Annotated in this window: 16 protein-coding genes; 2 read left to right on the top strand and 14 right to left on the bottom strand. The window is 61.1% G+C overall.

The window, feature by feature from the left end; genetic code table 11:
* Nucleotides 1–249: 249 nt before the first annotated feature.
* From MITSMUL_RS05765 to cysK, 6 genes are all read right to left on the bottom strand, one after another.
* Complete coding sequence (locus MITSMUL_RS05765; RefSeq protein WP_005840830.1) at nt 250–1,044, bottom strand: MurR/RpiR family transcriptional regulator; 795 nt, start codon at nt 1,042–1,044, stop codon at nt 250–252.
* Nucleotides 1,045–1,134: 90 nt separating this feature from the next.
* On the bottom strand, nt 1,135–2,076 hold the full coding sequence (locus MITSMUL_RS05760; protein ID WP_040635593.1) for an AEC family transporter: 942 nt from the start codon (nt 2,074–2,076) through the stop codon (nt 1,135–1,137).
* Between the two features lie 764 nt (nt 2,077–2,840).
* On the bottom strand, nt 2,841–4,292 hold the full coding sequence (locus tag MITSMUL_RS05755) for a TrkH family potassium uptake protein (protein WP_005840828.1): 1,452 nt from the start codon (nt 4,290–4,292) through the stop codon (nt 2,841–2,843).
* Between the two features lie 42 nt (nt 4,293–4,334).
* Nucleotides 4,335–5,810, bottom strand: coding sequence for a TrkH family potassium uptake protein (locus MITSMUL_RS05750; protein ID WP_005840827.1), 1,476 nt, complete (start codon nt 5,808–5,810; stop codon nt 4,335–4,337).
* 1 nt (nt 5,811) lies between these two features.
* Nucleotides 5,812–7,164, bottom strand: a complete 1,353-nt coding sequence (gene trkA, locus MITSMUL_RS05745; protein WP_040635592.1) for a Trk system potassium transporter TrkA — start codon at nt 7,162–7,164, stop codon at nt 5,812–5,814.
* Nucleotides 7,165–7,318: 154 nt separating this feature from the next.
* Nucleotides 7,319–8,251, bottom strand: a complete 933-nt coding sequence (cysK, locus tag MITSMUL_RS05740; protein ID WP_040635590.1) for a cysteine synthase A — start codon at nt 8,249–8,251, stop codon at nt 7,319–7,321.
* A gap of 192 nt (nt 8,252–8,443) precedes the next feature.
* On the opposite strand from cysK, the gene MITSMUL_RS05735 reads away from it, so the two are divergent.
* Entirely contained in the window at nt 8,444–8,890 is a 447-nt protein-coding gene (locus MITSMUL_RS05735; protein WP_005840824.1) for an RrF2 family transcriptional regulator, read from the top strand.
* Nucleotides 8,891–9,248: 358 nt separating this feature from the next.
* Nucleotides 9,249–9,482 (top strand): hypothetical protein, encoded by a 234-nt coding sequence (locus tag MITSMUL_RS05730; RefSeq protein ID WP_040635936.1) that lies wholly within the window; start codon nt 9,249–9,251, stop codon nt 9,480–9,482.
* Nucleotides 9,483–9,555: 73 nt separating this feature from the next.
* On the opposite strand, the gene MITSMUL_RS05725 is transcribed toward MITSMUL_RS05730, so the two are convergent.
* From MITSMUL_RS05725 to MITSMUL_RS05690, 8 genes are all read right to left on the bottom strand, one after another.
* Nucleotides 9,556–11,007: a glycoside hydrolase family 32 protein gene (locus tag MITSMUL_RS05725; RefSeq protein WP_005840822.1), complete on the bottom strand. Its 1,452-nt coding sequence runs from the start codon at nt 11,005–11,007 to the stop codon at nt 9,556–9,558.
* Between the two features lie 63 nt (nt 11,008–11,070).
* Entirely contained in the window at nt 11,071–12,957 is a 1,887-nt protein-coding gene (locus tag MITSMUL_RS05720; protein ID WP_040635588.1) for a glucose PTS transporter subunit IIA, read from the bottom strand.
* A gap of 112 nt (nt 12,958–13,069) precedes the next feature.
* Entirely contained in the window at nt 13,070–14,398 is a 1,329-nt protein-coding gene (gene dnaB / locus MITSMUL_RS05715; RefSeq protein ID WP_005840818.1) for a replicative DNA helicase, read from the bottom strand.
* A 2-nt stretch (nt 14,399–14,400) separates the two neighbouring features.
* Nucleotides 14,401–16,356 carry a Lon family ATP-dependent protease gene (lonC, locus tag MITSMUL_RS05710; protein WP_005840817.1) on the bottom strand — a complete coding sequence of 652 codons (1,956 nt, stop codon included), beginning with the start codon at nt 16,354–16,356 and terminating at the stop codon, nt 14,401–14,403.
* Nucleotides 16,357–16,427: 71 nt separating this feature from the next.
* Nucleotides 16,428–16,871, bottom strand: a complete 444-nt coding sequence (gene rplI / locus MITSMUL_RS05705) for a 50S ribosomal protein L9 (protein WP_005840815.1) — start codon at nt 16,869–16,871, stop codon at nt 16,428–16,430.
* Complete coding sequence (locus tag MITSMUL_RS05700; RefSeq protein WP_005840813.1) at nt 16,843–18,852, bottom strand: DHH family phosphoesterase; 2,010 nt, start codon at nt 18,850–18,852, stop codon at nt 16,843–16,845. Before MITSMUL_RS05700 ends, rplI begins: the two co-directional genes overlap by 29 nt.
* A 71-nt stretch (nt 18,853–18,923) precedes the next feature.
* On the bottom strand, nt 18,924–19,883 hold the full coding sequence (locus MITSMUL_RS05695; RefSeq protein WP_005840812.1) for a YybS family protein: 960 nt from the start codon (nt 19,881–19,883) through the stop codon (nt 18,924–18,926).
* A 149-nt stretch (nt 19,884–20,032) separates the two neighbouring features.
* Complete coding sequence (locus MITSMUL_RS05690; protein WP_040635585.1) at nt 20,033–20,959, bottom strand: hypothetical protein; 927 nt, start codon at nt 20,957–20,959, stop codon at nt 20,033–20,035.
* Between the last annotated feature and the right edge of the window lie 95 nt (nt 20,960–21,054).

Raw genomic sequence — 21,054 nt, 5'->3', positions numbered from 1 at the left:
ATACCCCTTATGAGTTCCTACCGCCTCGATTGTTATCGATTTGGCTTGCTTACCGAGTCAGGTGATTGCAATCCCCCGATCACCCTCTCGGTTATCCTGTACCTAAAGGATACAAAAAAAAGCCCGCGAACGCAATAGTTTCGCGGGCTTCAGGCACAGTGCCCCTTTCGTGTACCATGGTACATTTAGCGTACATCGATACAAGCGAGGCGCTGCAAGGGTTTGCGGGCATTGCCCTTCCTTCTTCCTTTATATTGTTGACTGAATGTTTCTCTCTTTCAAGCGATGCACGTACATGCGGTACTTGACGTACCAGACCTCAATGAGCATGAAGTACGGCATCATCGACTTGAAGGAGATGTGCTTGCCGTCCTCGGCATCGTAGAGCTGGAACTCGGCCGGCGAGATGTAGAGGTTGACGGTCGAGAGGCTCGCGAGCGTGTTGTCGTGGAGCTTCGTGATGGAGATCAGCGGGATGTCGCGCAGCTGCAGCTCGCGGGCAAACTCGACGACGGCCGGCGTCTCGCCCGACAGCGAGACGATGATGAAGAGGTCATCCTTCGTCAGGGTCTCGAGTACGGAGTAGAACTCCTCGCGGGCCGGGATGTCGTAGAGGAAGACGTTGTCGTAGAAGAACAGGCGCTTGAGCTCCTGCAGGACGTTGGCCTGCACGTAGCCTGAAGCATAGGTGAAGACGCGGTTGGCCTCGTGCACGAGGCGGCTCGCGCTGTCGAAGTTGCGCTTGAAGATCTTCTCCCCCGTCTTGAGGTAGAAGTCACTGAGGTCCTCGAGCACATTCGAGCTGTAGCGCGGTGTCTCCTGCTCCTCCATCTTGAGGATGGCCTTGAGCTCGCCGAAGCCGTCTAGGCCGAGCTTCTGCGCAAAGCGCACGATGGTCGTGCTCGAGACGCAGCAGGCCTTCGCAAGCTCGTGGATGGAGATGTGGCGCGCCACTTCCCTGTGCTGCAGGATGTATTTCCAGATGACCATGTCGGTGTCGTTGAGCGACTGGCGGTGGGTATTGATGATTTCATCGAGACGCATGTCCGTTCCCCCTTAACGAATGCATTTCTTACTTCCTTCATTAGATGATACCATCCCTGCGAGGATACGACAAGGTGTTCCCAAAAAGCATCAGAACATGCCGAGCGTCTTGAGCACGAAGACCCAGCCGAAGATGGTGAAGCACGAGAGGCCCGTCGTGTAGACGACGCAGTTGCCGGCGAGGTCGGCATCGCTGCCCATCTGCTGCGCCATGGCGTAGCCGGCGACAGCGCACGGCGTCGCGAAGATGGCCATGAGCGTGACGAGCTCGATGCCGCGGAAGCCGAGGAAGATGGCCAGGCTCAGCATGATGGTCGGCACGATGATGAGCCTGCCGAGAATGCAGCCGATGAGCTGCGGCAAATGCTCGTGGTAGCTGCCGGCCTTGAAAGAAGCGCCGAGGACGATCAGGGCCATCGGCGTCGTCGCCGCGGCGAGCTGGCTGATTGGCTTGAGGATGACCTTCGGCAGCGGGATGCCGAGGACGAGGAAGAGCGTGCCAAAGATGGCACCGAGGATCATCGGGTTCTTGAGCACGCCCAAGAGGATGGTGGGCAGGTAGAAGTGACCGCCGCGGAAGGTCTCGAGGATGAAGACGGAGACGATGTTGTAGATCGGCACGATGATGGCAATCATCATCGTCGGGATGGCTAGCTGGTCGTCGCCGAAAATGTTGCTGATGATCGGGATGCCCATGATGACGAAGTTGCTGCGGAAGATGGCCTGGATCATCGCCCCGCGCCGCTTGTTCGACTTCTCGATGAGGCAGATGATGATGCCGCCGATCAGCGCCGAGGCGAGCACGCCGACAGCGCCAAACAGCATGAGATGCGGCCGGAACGTCTCGGCGAGGTCGGTCGTGTAGATGTTATAGAACATCATGAAGAAGAAGAAGATCTTGAAGACCATGCGGTTGACATGGGCGAGCTCGAGCTCCGTGAGCAGGCGCATCTTCTTGACGGCAAAGCCGACGAGCATCAAGAAAAACAACGGGATGACTGCGCAGATTGCGACAATCAGGTTACTGACCATAATGATTCCACCTTTCATGATGTGTTCAGTATAGCACAAAAAAAGCCGCTCTTGAAAGCGGCGATGTGGGATTTATCATTGACATGACTTGATTTTTATGAATTCTCTACAGCGCGTTCTAGATTTTTCTCGCGTGGCGGGGTGGACCTGTTCCGGCTTCGGACTGGGGTTTCTTCAACGCATTCTGGCATACTGCGTGGCGGTCGGGGGGATGTATTCTGGCTTCGTCGCTCCGCTAAATGTGCCCCATGACCATTCTTACCTCGATGACGATTCGCCGCCTGCCGCGGCGTTCCAACATAGTATCTCTGAAGTCCAGTCCTTCTGGGGGCACAGCCCGTTGGGCAATCGCTGCGCTCCTGCAGGCAGAATACATCCCCCCGCCCCTGAAGTCAGGCTATCCACATCTAGAGTAATTCTATGTTCTCGCCCAAACGGAGCGACGGGACTGTGCGATTCCCCCTTCGCCAAAAGTGGCTGCGTTCCATCTAGACAGCCAACACGAGCCCCGGCCAAGCACTGCTGATATGCCTAACAGGCGGGGGTACCTGTTTCGCCTGCAGGCGTGCAGTGACTGCCCGCAGGGCTGTGTCCCAAGGATGTCTTCCCTAGCGCGCCGATGTCAGAACGATGCGGCAGGCGGCGAAACAGCCTCAAAGGCAGGCGTACCATGGGACACATTAACGGAACGCCGAAGCCGAAACAGGTACCCCCGCCAGACGAGAATGTCACTCGACAACGTTTCGCAGCACCTTTTCCTTCCCTTACCAGCGGTTTCTGATCTTCCAGAATTCGGGGCTCAGCATGACGAGCAAGGTGAAGAGCTCAAGGCGGCCCATGAGCATCTCGATGCAGAGGATGCTCTTGGAGAAGTCGGAGAGGCCGGCGAAGGTGCAGGTGGCGCCGGCGATGCCGAAGGCGGGGCCGACGTTGCCGAGTGTGGTGACGCTAATGCCGAGGGCGTCGAAGGCGCCGATGCCGTCGAAGGTCAGAAGCAGCGCCCAAAAGACAATGCAAAAGATGTAGAGGAAGAAAAACTGCCCGACGCGCAGCAAAGTGTCGCTGCCGACCTCGATGCCGTTCATGTGCGCGCGGATGACGCGGCGCGGGCTGAGTTTCTGGTGCACGACGGCCCAGGCGTTCTTGGCGAGCAGGACGACGCGGGAGATCTTGACGCCGCTGGCCGTCGACCCGGCGCAGCCGCCGCTGATCATGAGCAGCATCAGGACGCCCTTTGCGAAGGCCGGCCACTGGTCGAAGTCGGCGGAGACGAAGCCGGTCGTCGAGAGCGAGCCGACCTGGAAGCTCGCATAGCGGAAGGCCTCGACGGGCTGCATGCCCATCGCATCGACGAGGTTCACGGTGATCAGCAGCATGGCCGCCACGAGGATCACGAGGTAGGCCCGGAACTCCGTGTTGTTCTTCAACACGCGCGGTCCCTTTTTCCAGACGCGGTAGTAGAGGCCGAAGTTGCCGCCCGCGAGAATCATGAAGAAGGTCATCCAGCCCTCGAGCGCGGGGTTGTCGAAGTGCATGGCGTTGTCGTCGTAGAGCGAGAAGCCTCCCGTGCCGAGCGTGCTCATCGCGTGCGCGATGGCGTCGAGGAAGGTGAGGCCGCAGCAGAGGTAGATGACGCAGGCCGTCATCGTGAAGACCATGTACATGAGGAAGAGCGAGCGCGTCATCTCGCGCAGGCGCGGCAGCACGCGGTCGCGCGTCGGGCCCGTCGTCTCGGCGTTGTACATGTAGATCGTGCTCTGGCCGGCCTGCGGCAAGAGCGCGATGAAGATGACGATGATGCCGAGGCCGCCGAACCAGTGCGTCATCATGCGCCAGAACAGGATACTGAACGGCTGTGACTCGATGCTCGTCATGACGGTCGCGCCTGTGCCCGTGAAACCCGAGATGCTCTCGAACAGGCCGTCGAGGAAGCCGAGCGAGCCGCTCAGGAGGTACGGCAGCATGCCGAGGAAGGTCGCGAGCAGCCAGCCGAGCCCCGTGATGGCCGCGCCCTCGCGCATCGTCAGCTGCTCGTTGCCGGAACGGCCGTGCACGCGCAGCGCGAGCCCCATGAGCACGCAGATGCAGATGGAGACGGCAAAGGCCGGCGCACTCCTCTCCCAGCTGTAGAGCGCCATGAGGAAGGGGATGCCGAGGATAACGGCCTCCGCGAGGACGAGGCGGCCGAGTACGTAACATATGATGTTCTGGTTCATGCCGTCAGTCCTTTCCCTTTCATTTTTACCGATAGAATCGCATCACCAATGGCGCCCGACGGAGCGGATGCCGCCATCGAGCAGCACGAAGAACGAGAAGAGCTCGATGCGGCCGATGATCATGATGAAGGTGCAGAAGAGCTTCACCCAGCCGGGCGCCTCCGCGAAGCTCCAGATCCCGAAGAGGTCGGCCGTCGAGCCCGCGCTCGTCAGGCAGCCCGCCGCGACGCCCATCGCCTGCATGAGGCTGATGCCCGAAAGCGAGATGACGAGCGTCGAGATGATGAAGATGCTCAGGAACAGGAAGAAGAACGACAGGATGCGGCCGACGATCTTCATCGGCACGGGCAGCCCGTCGACCTTGATGCTCACGACCATGTGCGGGTGCATCGTATGGCGGATCTCCGTCATGCTCATGCGCATGAGCACGAGCAGGCGCATGACCTTGAGCCCGCCGCCGGCCGAGCCGATGCAGCCGCCGACGAAGACGAGCACGAAGAGCATGAGGCGCGAGAAGTCCGGCCAGTCCCAGCACGGCGCGGAGACGAAGCCGCCCGTCGACAGGAAGGCCGCGACCTGGAACAGCCCGTAGCGCAGGCTCTCCGCCGCATCGTAGGTGCCCGTGCGGCAGAGATTCCAGGCGACGAGCGCGCCGCTCGCGAGGAAGAGCCCCGCGTACGCCTGCAGCTCCGTGTCGCGCAGCATCAGGCGGAAGCTCAGCCTGTCCCAGACCTTCCAGCAGAGCAGCGGGTTGAGCCCCGAGAGGAGCATCGAGACGCCGGCCGCAAGCTCCAAGGGGATGCTGTCGCGCGCGAGGAAGTAGCCCGGTTCGGCCGAGCCGCTTGACGAGAGCGTCACCATCGCCTGCGTCAGCGCCGAGAACGGGTCGAGCCCGGCGGCGAGGTAGAGCAGGCAGGAGAGCGCCGTGAGGCTGGCGTAAACGCCAAAGCCCTGGCGCGCCGACTCAGCCATCTTGTTCCAGACGGGGCTGAAGAAGATGCTCTGGCGCGCGGAGAGCGTCAGGCCAAAGCAACCGCTGACCTGCGGCAGGACCGTCGAGAGGATGATGATGAAATTGAGGCCGCCGAGCCAGTTGAGGATGCTGTGCCAGAGGACGAGGCCCCGCATCATGTCGCCGCGCGCGTAGTTGAGGCACGAGACGCCCGTCGTCGTGACGGCCGCCACGCTCTCGAAGAAGGCATCGACAGGATTCACTAGGATGCCGGAGAGCACGTAGGGCATCATGCCGAGGATGGAGAGCAGCGGCCAGACGAGCACCATGAAGAGCGCACCCTCCCAGACATTGATCTGGCGCTTGTGGTCGCGGCCGAGCCAGCTGAAGGAGAGGCCTAGCGCGATGGCGAGCACGGCGGGCACAAGGAAGATCCAGCCCTCTTCGTGCCAGAGCAGGCTGTCGGCAAACGGCACGAAGAGAGCGAGTCCCATGATCTCCGCGACGCTGCCCATGAGCAGCCAGAAGATGTCCAGCTGGCGTTTTCTCCGTTGGAACTTGATCATCTCATTCCCTGCCCTTGAAATACTGCATGACTTTCTTCGAGAACTGCGTCTGGATGAAGAGGATGGTCCGGTCGCCCGGCTGCAGGACGGTCGCACCGTTCGGGATCACGGCCTCCCCGTCGCGCACGTAGGCGCAGACGAGGCAGGCGCGCGGCAGCTTGGCCTCCATCAGCGGCTTGCCCGCGACGGGTGCGCCCTCCTGCACGATGACCTCGACGGCCTCGGCCTTGGCACCCTCGAGCAGAGAGACCGAGACGACGCCGCCGCGGCGCGCGAAGGCCAAGACCTCGCTCGCTGAGAGCAGGCGGGCCGAGAGAACGATGTCGACGCCGACCTTCTCCATGAGCTCCACGTACTCGTTGCGCGCGACGCGCACGACCGTCTTCGTCTTGTTGTGCGACATGTGGCGCGCGAGCAGTGCCAGCATGAGGTTGAGCTTGTCGTCCTCCGTCAGGCAGACGACGACGTCCGCCTCGGCCACGCCCTCCTCGGTCAGGAGGTCGATGTCCGTGCCGTCACCGCAGATGGCGATGCCGTCGACGAGTTTGTCCGCCATGAGGCGGCAGCGGTCCGGGTCCTTGTCGATGACCTTGACGCGCACGCCCTGCTTCTCGAGCATCGGCGCGAGCGCGCGGCCCGCGCGGCCCGCGCCGATGATGACGACGCGATGCAGCTTGCGGGCGTTGCGCTGCACGAAGGTCTGGCTGAACTTCTCGATCTCCTCCGGGATGCCGATGAAGTAGGCATTGTCGTGCGGCAGCAGGCAGTCGTCGCCGTGCGGGATAATCATGCGGTGGTCGCGGAAGATCATGCCGGCCAGCACGCCCTTCGGGAATTCAATATCCTTGAGCGGGATGTTCGCCAGCGGCGACGAGCGACGCACCTTCGTCTCGAACAGCCGGATCTTGCCGTGCGCGAAGTCCTCGACGTCGAGGGCGGCCGGCGTCATGAGGATGCGGTTGATCTCGTTCGCCGTGATGAGCTCCGGGTTGAGCATGAGGTCGATGTCGAAGTTCTCCTTGAGGTAGTCCTTCGCCTCGCTCATGAACTGCATGTCGCGGATGCGGGCGATCGTGTGGCGGATGCCGTGCTTCTTCGCGAGGATGCAGGCGACCATGTTGACCTCATCGCTGGCCGTCACGGCGATGAGGATGTCGGCCCCGCGGATGTCGGGGTCGTTCATCGTGATGGGGCTCGCGCCGTTAGCGAAGATGGTCAGCACGTCGAGCGTGTTCTTGACCGCCTCCAGCTGGCTTTCATCGTGATCGATGACGATCACATCGAACTGTTCTTTTGAGAGGAGCGCGGCAATGCTGTAGCCCAGCTTGCCCGCCCCGACCACGACAATACGCAAGACGGCGACCTCCTATACACGATACATACACTCAGACTCCCTCATTATACCATCTCTGCCCATATCCAACAAAATTTTGATGCCAGACAAAAAAGACAGGGGCCCTTGGCCCCTGTCTCTGGAGTGAGATATGTGGATCTTTGAGGTATTCTTCTTACTCAGCGAAAAGTTCCGTCGAGAGGTAGCGGTCGCCCGTGTCCGGCAGCAGGGCGACGATGTTCTTGCCCTCGAATTCCGGACGCTTGGCGAGCTCGATGGCTGCTGCGAGAGCTGCGCCCGAGGAGATGCCGATGAGCACGCCCTCGACATGGGAGAACTGGCGGCCATACTTGAAGGCATCGTCATTCGAGATAGCGATGACCTCATCGTAGACCTTCGTGTCGAGCGTCTCCGGCACGAAGCCAGCGCCGATGCCCTGGATCTTGTGCGGGCCAGCCTGACCCTTCGAGAGAACCGGGCTCGTCTCCGGCTCGACTGCGACGACGCGGATGTCCTTGTCCTGCTTCTTGAGGTAGTGGCCGACACCGGAGAGCGTGCCGCCCGTGCCGACACCAGCGATGAAGGCATCGACTTTGCCGTCGAGGTCGTTGTAGATCTCCGGGCCCGTCGTCGCCTCATGGGCAGCCGGGTTGGCCGGATTGGCGAACTGCTCCGGAATGAAGGAGTTCGGCGTTTCCTTGGCGAGTTCTTCTGCCTTGGCAATCGCGCCCTTCATGCCCTTCGAGCCGTCCGTCAGGACAATCTTCGCACCGTATGCCTTGAGCAGGTTGCGGCGCTCGACACTCATCGTCTCCGGCATCGTCAGGATGGCCTTATAACCGCGGGCTGCTGCGACGCTGGCGAGGCCGATACCCGTGTTGCCGGAAGTCGGCTCGATGATCGTTGCGCCCGGCTTGAGCTTACCATCCTTCTCAGCCTGCTCGATCATGGCCTTGGCGATGCGGTCCTTGACGGAGCCAGCCGGATTGAAGTACTCGAGCTTCACGAAGACGTTAGCCTTGAGGCCATTGGCCTTGATGAAGTTGTTGGCCTTTAAGAGCGGCGTGCCGCCAATCAGTTCCGTGACGCTGTTGTAGATTTTACCCATGGTGAATACCTCCATTTATCTGATTATGTTCAATGCTAAGTAAAAACATATATGATTAATATGTTTATATAGTAGCACAGCCCCTGCCGCTTGTCAATAGGGATTGACTTTTTCCTGCATTTTTAATATGATATAGTACACAAGCATGACATATATTTTCAATATGATTATCTGAGAAACGAGGGAATATAGATGAAGATTTCTGCTAAAGGCCGCTATGGCCTCGCTGCCATGACGTATCTCGCGCGCAATTACGCCGCTGGCACGCCGATCACGATTGTCAGCATCTCGGAGAAGCTCGGCATCTCCAAGATCTACCTCGAGCAGGTCTTTTCCCTGCTGAAGCGCGCCCGCCTCGTCAACTCCATCAAGGGCAGCCAGGGCGGCTACCAGCTGGCCCGTCCACCGCGCGAGATCACGCCGTACGACATCCTCTCCTCCATCGAGCTCTCCCTGATGGAAAAGACGGCTCCCGCCGCCCAGGAGAAGATGCCCGAACTCGACCGCGCCCTCGCCTCCTGCGTCTTCACGCCGCTCGACGAGGCCATCCAGAAGGCGCTCTCTGCCATCTCGCTCGACGACATCCTCACGGCCATCGACCAGGAGAAGTCGGCTGAGAGCCTCATGTACTTCATCTGACGTGCCCTGACCACGGGCCAACGGTGAACAATATATGCAAAATACGGCAAGACTTTGACTATTTCAGAGTTCTGCCGCATCTTTTACGCGAAATTATGCCCATTATGCAACAATTCATATAGAAAACGTTATCTGGATGAGATTAATTCCATAAAATGGACCAGTTTTCCAGCTATAGCCGTAAAATACAGGTTAACATCAGATTCAATCTGTAGTATAATAGCCGTAAGTTGTGAAGGAATACGCCCCTATCCCTATCATCGCTTACAACAGTCCGCAAGTTTTCTGTGCATGACAGAAGGAGCCGGTCCGTCCGAGTCCTGCTGTCATGCCGTCGGTTATGTTGGAGGTGTTTCCCATGATGATCGACAATATCCGCGTTATCATCGAACAGGGTCCCTTCTCCGCGGAAGACGCGCAGTATTATATCGAACGTATCAAAGCTACCACGAAATTCACATTGAAGAAAGTTACATTCACACGTTCCGATACTTATCTGGATATCCGCTATGCATTTGCAGAGATTCCATTTGAGCGTATCCGCCGAGTTGCGTTGGCGGCCCCACCAGAAAAACGTGCTGTAAATAACTGATCCCATCAGTTCTGTTTGCAAGAAAGCCCCGAAGCAGTTGCTTCGGGGCTTTTCTGTACGCTGTATCAGGGAATCAGGGATTGAAGTGGAAGGCGTCGAGCTCCCAGACGCGGCCCGTGACGGTCTCGAGCGGGGCGTCTGCCTCGATGCGCAGCTCGGGGCGGATGTTCTTCTCCGGGAAGACGAGCAGGCTCGCCGCTTCTTCGCCGTGCTGGAAGAACGCCTCAACGGCCACGCGGTCGACGAAGAGCTGCAGCGAGAGCACGTTGTCGACGAACATCTTGAAGCGGCGCACGCCGCGGCCGCCGTTCTTCATGCCCGTGCGGTCAATCGTCATGACCTGCGTCGTGCGGTCGTACGCGAAGACCGTCTTCTCGAGGCCATAGGCCAGCGTCATCGTGACCTTCTGCGCTTCGCCCAGCGTGATGTCCATAAGGACCTCCGAGCCATCAAACAGGCGCGTGAGGACCTTGCTCTCCATGTCGGCATCGATGTCGATGGCCGAGCTCTCGATGCGCAGGGCCTTGAGCTCTGCGGCCGGGCGCGAGAAGATGTGCCCCTGGCGCAGGGTCAGCACGCGCGGCAGCGTCAGGCTGTACATCCAGCCCTTCTCACTCGTCGGGTACTCGGCATCCTTGTCGGGCATGCCCATCCAGCCGAGCAGGATGTGGCGGCCTTCATGCTGGACGACCTGCGGTGCGTAGAAGTCGAAGCCGTGGTCAAGCTCCTGGAATTTCGTGTGCTGCATCATGTCCATGCTGTCGAGCGACAAGTGGCCTGCGATGTAGCCGGCCTGGTAGATGTTCTGGCGGTCGAACTCGCGCGCCTCGAGTCCCTGCGGGCAGAAGATCAGCGCATCGTAGCTGCCGAAGTGCAGCATGTTCGGGCACTCCCACATGTAGCCGAAGTCCTTAAGGCGCGTCTTGAGCTCGCCGAGATTCTGCCAGCCCTCTTTCGTCTCCTTGTAGATGAGGACCGTGCCGCGCGGCTTCTCCTCGTCAGCCTGTGCGCCGATGACGAAGTAGCGCTTGCCATGGCGATGGAAGAGATACGGATCGCGGAAGTGGCCCGTGATGCCCTCGGGGCTGTCCGGCACGACGATCGCGCCCTTCTCGACATGGCCGTCCTCCTGCAGCGTACCGAAGCGCTGCGCCGGCGTGCGCACGCCGTCATTCTTGGCGTTGCAGGTGTAGAAGACGTGGACCTTGCCCTTCTCCGTGAAGCCGCAGCCCGAGTAGCAGCCGTCCTTGTCGTGCTCGTCGCTCGGCCAGAGCGAGAGCTCCGGCATCGAGTAGTGGACGAAGTCGCGCGTCCGGACATGCGCCCAGCACTTGTTCTTGTGCTCGCAGCCAAGCGGATTCCACTGGTAGAAGATATGGTATTCGCCATCCGCGAACGTCAGGCCATTCGGGTCGTTGATGAGGCCGAACGGCATCTCGAGATGGAAGCGGTTGTGCCAGCGGTCCGTCAGTGGGAAGCCAGCCGCCACCTTAGCGTCGATGGCCTTCTTATCAAACTTTTCCATTAGAGAATCCTCCTTCTATAACAAGAAAAGGGCTGCCGTAACAGGCAGCCCCATCAGTAGTTCTTACGCTTCGTCCTCTTTTTCCGGGTTAAACAGCGTGAACGTCAGAGCAAACGCTACGGCGAAACCAACGACATTGACGAGGATGTACTGCGGCAGGTGATCGAGGTACAGGAGTGTACCCGGCAGGACCGTGATGCCCATGCCCGTGCCAGCGAGGTGCAGGAAACCGGCAATGCCGCCTGCGCAGGCGCCGCCGACGAGTGCATAGAGGAACGGCTTCATGAGGCGCAGGTTGATACCGAAGATGACCGGCTCCGTGATGCCGAGGAAGGCCGGTACGATCGAGGAAACGTAGAGAGCGCGCTTCTTCTTATTCTTCGTGCGCGCTGCAACAGCGGCAGCGGCACCGCCCTGTGCGATGATAGCGCCCGTGATGATGGCGTTGAACGGATCGACGCCCGTCGTGGCGAGCAGCTGGACCTCAAGGGCATTGAAGACGTGGTGGACACCGAAGACGACGATGACCTGATGGATGCCGCCAACGATGAAGCCGCCGACGCCGTACGGAAGGGCGAGGAACGTCTGGATGGCGCCGAAGACGGCGAGCTCGATCCAGTGCATGATTGGGCCGACGATCAGGAGGCCGAGGATCATGGAGATGAAGAGCGTCAGGAACGGCGTGACGATGAGGTCAATGACGTCCGGAATGAAGGTCTTGAGCCATTTCTGAAGCTTCGCGGCAAAGATGCCGAGGACGAGGGCCGGCAGGACGGAGCCCTGATAGCCGACGACCGGTACGCTGAGGCCGAAGATGTCCATCATGATCGGCTGTGCTTCACCGGCGGCAATCGCATAGGCGTTCGGCAGCTGCGGTGCGACGAGCATGAGGCCGAGGACGATGCCGATGACCGGCGTGCCGCCGAAGCGCTTCGTCGTGGACCAGCAGACGAGGGCTGGCAGGAAGGCGAAGGCCGTATCCGTGAGAATCTGGCTCATGCGCAGGACGTTGTCACTGAACTGGACGCCGAGGCTCAGGCAGGCGCCGCGCAGGCCCATGAAAAGACCGGTCGCGACGAGGACTGGGATAATCGGCACGAAGACGTCGCCGAGCGTGCGAGAGATCTTCTGGGCCATCGACATCTGTGCATATGCCTCAGCCTTGTTGTTGCTGGCACCAGCGAGGCCCGTGCCGGCGACGAAGGCGTCGTACACCTTGTCGACAAAGCCCGTGCCGAGGATGATCTGGTACTGAGCCGCTGCAAAGAACTGGCCCTTGACGCCGTCGATGTTCTCGATGGCCTTCGCGTCGAGCTTCGACTTGTCGTTGATGATCAGGCGCAGGCGCGTCGCGCAGTGCTCGGCGCTGCGGACATTGTCGTGGCCGCCGACGTACTTCCAGATGAGCTTCGCGACGCGTTCTTCCTTCGGCAGGTCGCTGTAGTCTTCCTCCGGCTCCGCCGACGCAGCGGCTGCATCCGCCTCCGGGGCGGCTTCTTCTGCCGGCTCTGCCGTAACCGTCGTGATCTCCTTATCGCCGAGCGCGACCGTGATCTTGTCGTAGTCGAAGGCGTTCGTCACGAGGACCGGCGTCGTCGTGTCGTAGGCGGCCGACTTGATGCCCTCCGGGTCGAACTCCAAGAGCAGCTGGCCCTTCTTGACCGTATCGCCCTGTGCAATCTTGGCGTCGAAGTACTTGCCGCCGAGGTTGACCGTGTCGATGCCGACGTGGATCAGGATGTCCGCACCGTCCTCAGCATGGATGCCGATGGCGTGCTTCGTGCCGAAGAGCACCGTGACCGTGCCGTCGACCGGCGAGTAGACCTTGCCGTCCGGGTCCTTGACGGCAGCACCCTTGCCCATCGCGCCGCTCGCGAAGGCCGGGTCCTTGACATCTTTCAATTCGATGAGCTGTCCGTTCAGCGGACTGTCCAAGCGAATCTCTTTCATGAAGATTTCCCCTTTCTTTATTCCTCTCGTTTGACTCTGATTCTTCGTTATGAGACCGTTTTCATAATCCAAGTGTATAACGAAGCGAGCGTTTTGTCAAGAAAAAAGAGCGTCATTCCTGAATCATATCGCGGAACTTCGTGTACTCCTTCTGGAAGTAGAGACGGACCGTGTCAACAGGGCCATTGCGGTGCTTGGCGATGATGACTTCTGTCTGGTTCTTCTTGTCCGTATCCTTGTCGTAGTAGTCCTCGCGGTAGAGGAACATGACGATGTCGGCGTCCTGCTCGAGGGAGCCGGACTCGCGCAGGTCGGAGAGCATCGGGCGCTTGACCTGGCGCGCCTCGACGGAGCGCGAGAGCTGCGAGAGTGCGATGACCGGCACGTTGAGCTCGCGCGCGAGCGCCTTGAGAGAGCGCGATATCTCGGAGATCTCCTGCTGGCGGTTGTCGCCGTTCTTGCTCGGCCTGCCCTGCATGAGCTGCAGGTAGTCGATGACGATGAGGTCGAGGCCATGCTCCGCCTTGAGGCGGCGCGCCTTCGAGCGCAGGTCCATGACGGTGATGCCCGCCGTGTCGTCGATGTAGATCGGCGCGCGGTTGAGCTTGTCGGCGACGGTGACGAGATGCGACCAGTCCTCGTCATCGAGCTGGCCCGTGCGCAGCATCTGGGAATCGATGTCACCCTCGGAGCAGAGCATGCGCTGCATGAGCTGCTCCTTGCTCATCTCGAGCGAGAAGAAGGCGACCTTGCCGCCGTGCAGGCCGACGTACGAGGCGATGTTCAGCGTGAAGGCCGTCTTGCCCATCGACGGGCGCGCGGCGACGAGGATGAGGTCGGAGGCCTGCAGGCCGCTCGTCAGGCGGTCGAGGTCCTTGAAGCCCGTCGGCAGGCCCGTGATGCCACCCTTCGACTCGTAGAGCACGTTGATATGCTCGAACGTCCGCATGATGATGCTCTTGAGCGACTCGAAGCCATTTGACGCCTGTGCGCCCGCCACGGCGAGGATCTTCTGCTCGGCCGCATCCATGATGTTCTCGACCGGCTGCGTGTCCTCATAGGCAGCGCTGGCAATCTCCGTCGCCGCGTCGATGAGGCGGCGCAGCTCGGCCTTCTCCTTGACAATCTTCGCGTGGTACGCAACATTGGCCGCCGTCGGCACGATGTTGGCGATCGTCGTGATGAACGGGATGCCACCGACCTTCTCGAGCTCGCCGTCCTTGCGCAGCTGCTCGGTCAGCGTGACGAGGTCGACCGCCTCGTCGTTCTCGGCGAGCTTCAGCATCGCATCGTAGACGCGGCGGTGCGCCTCGCGGTAGAAATCTTCCGGCTGCAGGATCTCCTGCGCCTCGACGATCGCCTCTTTCTTGATCATCATCGCACCGAGGACCGCCTGTTCTGCCTCGATGTTCTGAGGCGGCACACGCTCTGGTAATGCCATCTTTATTCCTCCTCGAAAATCAGCTGGAATGCCTCCTCAGCCGTCTCCACCGCATGGATGTCGAGGCCCAGGAGGTCTTCTGGGATGTCGCGCTCGTTCTCCTTCGGGATCACGAGCGTCTTGATGCCGGCCTGGCGTGCACCGTATGCCTTCTCGAAGACGCCGCCCACGGGGCGCACGCGCCCCGCGAGCGAGATCTCGCCCGTCACGGCCACGTCCTGGCGTATCCTGCGGCCCGTCACAGCGCTGACGATGCAGGCGAGGATGGCCGTGCCAGCACTCGGCCCGTCGATGTTGCCGCCGCCGATGACGTTGATGTGCACATCGTAGTCGTGGATGTCCTTGCCGGTCAACTGGCGCATGACCGAAGCGGCGTTGAAGACGGAGTCCTTCGCCATGCTGCCGGCCGTCTCGTTGAAGCGCACCGTGCCCTTGCCCTTCTCACGCGCAGAGAAGGCGACGGCCTCGATCTCGATGACGGAGCCGAGGAAGCCCGCGACGCCGAGGCCGAAGATGTGGCCCTGCACGGCGGTGTGGCGCGCCTTCTTCGTGACGAACTGGTAGAGGCGCGAGACCTGCGCGACCTCGTAGACGGCCGCGCGGCCGATCGTCAGGCCCTCCATCCTGCCATCGGCCTTCTCGAGCGCGAGGCTGTAGGCATCGGCGAGGATGTTGATGGCCTTGCGCCCCTCGACCGTGTACTCGGAAATCAACGCTGCGACGCCGGGCTCGAGCGCGACCTTGAGCTTCGCAGCCGCGTTCTGCACGATGGCCTCGATGTGCTTCGGCGTCAGCGGCTCGAAGTAGATCTCGGCACAGCGCGAGCGCAGCGCCGGATTGATGTGGCCGGCGTCGCGCGTCGTCGCGCCGATCAGCACGAAGTCCGCCGGCGCGCCCTCCTCGAAGAGCTTGCGGATGTAGGGCGGGACCTTCGGGTCCGTCGGATCGTAGTAGGCCGACTCGAAGTAGGCGCGCTTGTCCTCGAGGACCTTCAGGAGCTTGTTCTGCAACATCTCGTCCATCTCGCCGATCTCGTCGATGAAGAGGATGCCGCCGTGTGCCTCCGTGACGAGGCCCGGCTTCGGCTCAGGGATGCCGCTGTCCGCGAGCGTCTTCTGCGCGCCCTGATAAATCGGATCGTGCACCGAGCCCAAGAGCGGATTCGTGATGTCGCGCGGGTCCCAGCGCAGCGTCGTGCCGTCCGTCTCAACAAAAGGCGCGTCCTCGCGGAACGGCGAGGCCGGCTTCTTGCGCGCCGCTTCGAGCACGAGGCGCGCGGCCGTCGTCTTGCCGACGCCCGGCGGGCCGTAGAGCAGCAGGTGCTGCGGGTACGGCGAGGAGAGCTTGGCGAGCAGGGATTTGACGGCGCGCTCCTGGCCGACGATCTCGCTGAAATCGCGCGGGCGCAAGAGCTCCATGACGGACTGCGTCAGGTGGATGCTGTCGAGCTTTTCGAGCTTTGCGCGCTTCTCGGCATCCTGCGGCGTCTCCGCGTCCGGCTTCTCCTCCTTTATGACCTGCTTGCGGATGTCGTCAACGTAGTCCTGGTGCTCCTGCTCAAGCTTCTCGTTGACCTTCTTCTCGATGCGGTCTTCCACGTCCTTGCGCGCGCGCTTCTCGGCGATGCGCTCCGTCAGCTGCTGGAGCACGGCCGGCAGCTCCGCTTCGCGAGGAGCCGGATGCAAGAGCGGGTCCTCGTCGAGGATGCGCTGCAGGGCCAGCACGCGCTCACAGCGCCCCGTGGAGCGCAGAAGGTCCATCGCGTTCATGCGTCCGGCCTGGATGACGAGCGAATCCGCGCCGATGAGGTCGATGAGCGCCTGATAGAGCGCGTCGATCTCGCGGTCGATTGGCAGGACTTCAGGCCGCTGTACACCCTCTTCCTGCTCTGGACGTTCCTTCTGCCCGTCCTGCTTGTCCTGCTTATCCTGATGGAAAAAACGATTGAAAAAGGACATAGTCCCTCCTTTACTCGATGATACTGTGAACCAAAAAGCCCCCTCTTGCGAGGAGGCTTCTTCTTAGTCAATCACTCTGCGACGACGCTGACCTTGATCTTGCTCGTGACAGTCGGATGAACCTTGATGACCGCCTCGTAGACGCCAGTGCCCGTCACTTCACCCTGGATGGTGATCTTGCGCTTGTCGATGTCGATGTGCTGCTTCTTGAGTGCCTCCGACACGTCCTTGCCCGTCACGCTGCCGAAGAGCTTGCCGCCCTCGCCGATGCGGACCGGGATCTTGACCTCGACCTTCTCGAGCTGCTTTGCCATGAGCTTGGCCTCATCTGCGGCCATGGCCTCCTTGCGGGCCTTGGAGCCGGCCTTTGCGTTCGCCACGTTGAGGTTCTGTGCGGTGGCCAGCACTGCTGCCTTGCGCGGCAGCAGGAAATTGCGGCCGTAGCCCTCCGATACCTCGACGATATCGCCTTTTTTACCGAGTTTCTTAACGTCCTGCTGTAAGATTACTTTCATCTTGATCAAACTCCTCTATGTACTTCTTGGCAATCTCGATTGCCTTTTGCTTGATATCTTCGACATTGCCGCCCTTGATCTGGGCGCCGGCGACGTTCTGGTGGCCGCCGCCGCCAAACGCCTCCATGATGACCTGGACATTGAGCTCGCCCGTCGAGCGCGCGCTGATGCCCACCGTGTCCTCCGTGAGCTGGAAGACGACGATGCTCATGCGCACGTTCTCGATGCGCAGCAGCGAGTCTGCGACCTGCGCCGCGATGACCTGGCCGTTCGAGATGAGCTCGGGACAGGTCGAGACGATGAGGCCGCCCTCGTAGAACTCCGAGCGCGCCTCTGCCTTCGCGAGCGCGACTGTCGTCTCGTAGTCCGTGCGGAAGAGATGGCGGACCATGACGGGGTCAGCGCCGCTGCGCCGCAGGTAGGCCGCGGCATCGAAGGTGCGCACGCCCGTCTGCACGGCGAAGTTCTTCGTGTCGACGACGAGGCCCGAGTAGAGCGCCGTGGCCTCGACGCGCGAGAGCACGAGGTTATCGCTGAAGTACATCAAGAGCTCCGTGACGAGCTCACTCGACGAGCTCGAGGCCGGCTCGATGTAGACGAGCAGCGGGTTCTTGATGAAGTGCTCGCTGCGGCGGTGGTGGTCGATGACGATGACGCGGTGGATGCGCTCGAGTAGCGCCGGCGCCGCGACGAGGTGCGGGATGTGCGTGTCGACGACGACGAGCACAGGGTTGAGCGCCGTCATGTTGACGAGGTCACTTGCCCGCACGATGATGTCCTGGTATTCCTCGTTGTCCTTGAGGATATCGGAGAACTTGCCGATGCCCTCGTTCATGTCGGACAGCACAATCTTGACGGGCTTGCCGAGCTGGCGCGCCATCTTGGCCACGCCCATCGAGGCGCCGAAGCAGTCGAAGTCCTCGTTGTGGTGGCCCATGACGAAGACGGCGTCCGCGCCGTCCATGATCTCGCGGATGGCGTGGGCGACGACGCGCGCCTTGACGCGCGTGTGCTTCTCCACGGCCTTCGCGCGGCCGCCGAAGAACTGCGTCTTGCCGCCGATCTGCACGGCGACCTGGTCGCCGCCGCGGCCGAGCGCGAGGTCGAGCCCTGCCTGGGCCTGCGTGCCGAGGTCGGCCATGCTCTGGCAGTCGGCCACCGCCACGCCCATCGACAGCGTGACGGGCAGGCGGTTCGCGCTATGCAGCTGGCGGACCTTGTCGAGGATGTCGAAACGGGCCGCGATGGCCTTGTCGAGTGCCTTGCGCTCGAGGATGACGACGTAGAGGTCATCCGACACGCGCCGCATGAAGCCGCCGAGGCTCTTCATCCAGTTGTCGAGCTGCTGGTTGACCGAGAGCAAGAGCGCTGTGCGCGCCGCCTCGTCGAGGCCCTGGATGACCTCATCGTAATTGTCAATCTGGATGTAGGCGAGGACCGTACGGCTAAGCTTGTACGAATTGCGCAAGGTCTCGAAGCCCGTGATGTCCTGCACGTAGAGCGCCATCAGCGGCGTCTGATGCGGCGGCACGGGGACAGGCCGGTAGCGCACCTGATAGTAGTGGTCCTCATTGGCGAAGACGTACTCGCCGACTGTGCCCCAGACCGGCCCGATGATGATGGCGGGCCAGATATCCTTGACATCCGTATCCTGCTCCGGCTTCGTGCCGGCGTACTCCGCCATGCGCTCATTGCACCACTGGATGCGTCCCTCCTGATTGACGATCAGGATGCCCTGCGGCAGGTCCTCGATGGCGTAATTCATCATCTCATTGAGGTTGCGCACGACATTGCGGCAGTAGCGCTCAAAGCGCCGAGAGCGGTCGTGGCAGCGCTCCTTTGCGAAGAAGGCGAGGCAGAGCCAGACGACGAAGGAGATCGCGGCGATGAAATGATTGTAGCACGACAGGATGCCGATGAGCATCAGTATGACGAACAGATGTATCGAAAGATCGATCCATGCCGAGAGATTCCGCGGCATTGTTTCACCTCATTCCTATTATGTGCGACGACCTTGGCGGTCGCCGCACCCGTTCAGGATGTTCCGTACGTTCAGGACGTCTTCTTGCCGAAGCGGCGTCGATAATCGAACAACATATCGAAAAGGCCTGTGAAGGCCAGGATCTGCACGAGAACGCCGCCGAGCAGCACAAAGGCGTAGAGGCAGACGCGCATGACCTTGCCCACGCGGAAGCGGTCCATGGCATAGCTCATGAGCGAGAGGCCCTGGATGACACCGGCGCCCATCGCCACCATGTTGAGGTTGAAGGCCGCCTGATAGAGCGGCTGTATCTCACGCGAGCCGCCCCAGTAGATGCCGACGAGTGCAAAGCCGAGCAGGTACAGGAAGAACTGCGGCAGGCGCCACTCCGCGAAGGGCGGCAGCTGCGGCACGGACTCGCCGAGGCGACGCAGGACGCGGCTGCCGATGATGTAGGCGACGGCTGCGTCGAGCAGGCCCATGACACCGACGATGAACGGCAAGAGCAGGTTCAGGTAGGTCAGCGCCTCCTGGACCTGCGCGCGGCTCGCATCGATGGCGGCCTTGTCGAGGCCCATCTGCTCGTAGACGGCAAACGTCTGGTCAAAGCTCTGCTGCATGACATCCATCTGCATGTTGAGCGGATTGACAGAAGTCAAGAGGAACAGCAGGCCGAACGTCAGCAGCTTGCCGGCGACCGACGCGACGAGCGTCGTGCCGAAGGCCTGCGCGCCGGACCAGCCGTGCCGGAAGGCATAGCCGAGCATGAGGCCGGTCGGGCCGAAGGACAGGACCATGCGCAATGAGATCGTCGGCTCGATGAGCAGCGCCATGATGACGCCCGAGACGAGCACAGCCATGACGCCCCAGCGCAGGCCGTGGCGCACGACGAGCACGATGATCGGAATGGCCCAGACCAGCGATGCCACGACGCCGACAACTGGCAGATAGACCGCTGCCAGGGCCAGGATGACCGTCAGCGCCGACAAGAGACCGCTCTCCGTGAGTGGCGTGATTCTATGTGAAGTCATGTCTTCATCCTTTCCAAACTAAGACTATCCTTCATTATATCAGAAGAACCGTTCCCTGTCTTGCCAGCTGGTACTAAAGCAGCTGGCCCTGACAGGGAAAAAGAAGGCCCCGCGCCATGCGCGGGACCTTCTCCCATCGTCATCCTCTATCACTGTGCCTGCGTCGTCACGACACCGTAGAGCGTCGTGTCGGCCTTCGTCTGGATGTAGAGCTCCGTGCCTGCCGGCAGGCGAACATCCTTGCCGTGCACGAACGCGCCGGCGACGATACCAATCGGGCCGAGGACGGCAATGCCTGCGAGGCTTGCACCAGCGGCCATCGCGAGGTTCTTCATCTCCTTCTTGGCCTCCTCGCCGACGTAGGTGTCGACGTAGGTGCCATCGATGGACTTCGTCTTATTGAAGTCGATGTTGACCTCCGCATTGCGGCCGAAGTTGCGCGCCTGCTTGACCTTCGTCACCGTACCCTCGCCCGGCAGGCCCTTGGCAAAGACGAGCTTACCGTTGACGATGACGTCATCCGCGATCTTGTAGCGGATGGTATCGCCGACCTTGAGGTTGTCCGAGTCGACCGGCGTGACGAGCGCGACCTTAATGAGCGTCTCAGCCGGGACGCGCACCTGTTCGAGCGGCAGGACGGCCGTGCCGAACGAAGCCTTCGAGAGCGAGGCGAGGCGCTGCTTGTAGGTGCCCGTGCCCGTCTTGCCCGTCATGCTCATCTCGAGGTCCGCCATGCGGGAGTCGACCGGCTCCATGCTGACCTCATGGCCGATGTTCCACTCGACGGCGTTGAGGTCCGCGAGCAGCGACGGCTTCGTGCTGTTCGTGTAGACCTCATCGTAGATGGCGTTAACGCGCGCCATCATGCTGCCACTGCGGTGCGTGCCGTCGTAATCCTTCTCGAGCTTGTTGATGCGGTCGACGAGCGCGCCCGTCTGGACCGTGCCGTACGTGTCCTTCTCGATGGCCCCGAGCTTGTCCTGGACCGTCTCCGGCGTTGCGGCCGCCGTGATGCCCATGGACGAGACGAGGAAGACAGCGCTCATGACGGCGCTGATGAGCTTGCGGAATTTCATGTTCATTCTCCCCTTTAAGCCTGTATTGCAGGTTACGACCTGCCTGCTCATACTATCTGTGTCTATTCTGGCATAGTTTCTTGGAAATAGCAAGA

The organism is Mitsuokella multacida DSM 20544, assembly GCF_000155955.1.
GTDB classification, from domain to species: domain Bacteria; phylum Bacillota; class Negativicutes; order Selenomonadales; family Selenomonadaceae; genus Mitsuokella; species Mitsuokella multacida.
The sequence above is the reverse complement of the archived record's forward strand: the minus strand, read 5'-3'. Positions and strand labels throughout refer to the sequence as shown.

Bases quoted from the DNA above. Each gene is read 5' to 3' on its own strand.
- MITSMUL_RS05720 (WP_040635588.1), bottom strand. From the start codon at position 12,957: ATGAAAGAGATTCGCTTGGACAGTCCGCTGAACGGACAGCTCATCGAA.
- MITSMUL_RS05750 (WP_005840827.1), bottom strand. From the start codon at position 5,810: ATGATCAAGTTCCAACGGAGAAAACGCCAGCTGGACATCTTCTGGCTG.
- rplI (WP_005840815.1), bottom strand. From the start codon at position 16,871: ATGAAAGTAATCTTACAGCAGGACGTTAAGAAACTCGGTAAAAAAGGC.
- MITSMUL_RS05755 (WP_005840828.1), bottom strand. From the start codon at position 4,292: ATGAACCAGAACATCATATGTTACGTACTCGGCCGCCTCGTCCTCGCG.
- lonC (WP_005840817.1), bottom strand. From the start codon at position 16,356: ATGTCCTTTTTCAATCGTTTTTTCCATCAGGATAAGCAGGACAAGCAG.
- MITSMUL_RS05760 (WP_040635593.1), bottom strand. From the start codon at position 2,076: ATGGTCAGTAACCTGATTGTCGCAATCTGCGCAGTCATCCCGTTGTTT.
- MITSMUL_RS05700 (WP_005840813.1), bottom strand. From the start codon at position 18,852: ATGCCGCGGAATCTCTCGGCATGGATCGATCTTTCGATACATCTGTTC.
- MITSMUL_RS05735 (WP_005840824.1), top strand. From the start codon at position 8,444: ATGAAGATTTCTGCTAAAGGCCGCTATGGCCTCGCTGCCATGACGTAT.
- cysK (WP_040635590.1), bottom strand. From the start codon at position 8,251: ATGGGTAAAATCTACAACAGCGTCACGGAACTGATTGGCGGCACGCCG.
- MITSMUL_RS05725 (WP_005840822.1), bottom strand. From the start codon at position 11,007: ATGGAAAAGTTTGATAAGAAGGCCATCGACGCTAAGGTGGCGGCTGGC.
- MITSMUL_RS05730 (WP_040635936.1), top strand. From the start codon at position 9,249: ATGATGATCGACAATATCCGCGTTATCATCGAACAGGGTCCCTTCTCC.
- MITSMUL_RS05695 (WP_005840812.1), bottom strand. From the start codon at position 19,883: ATGACTTCACATAGAATCACGCCACTCACGGAGAGCGGTCTCTTGTCG.
- dnaB (WP_005840818.1), bottom strand. From the start codon at position 14,398: ATGGCATTACCAGAGCGTGTGCCGCCTCAGAACATCGAGGCAGAACAG.
- MITSMUL_RS05765 (WP_005840830.1), bottom strand. From the start codon at position 1,044: ATGCGTCTCGATGAAATCATCAATACCCACCGCCAGTCGCTCAACGAC.
- MITSMUL_RS05690 (WP_040635585.1), bottom strand. From the start codon at position 20,959: ATGAAATTCCGCAAGCTCATCAGCGCCGTCATGAGCGCTGTCTTCCTC.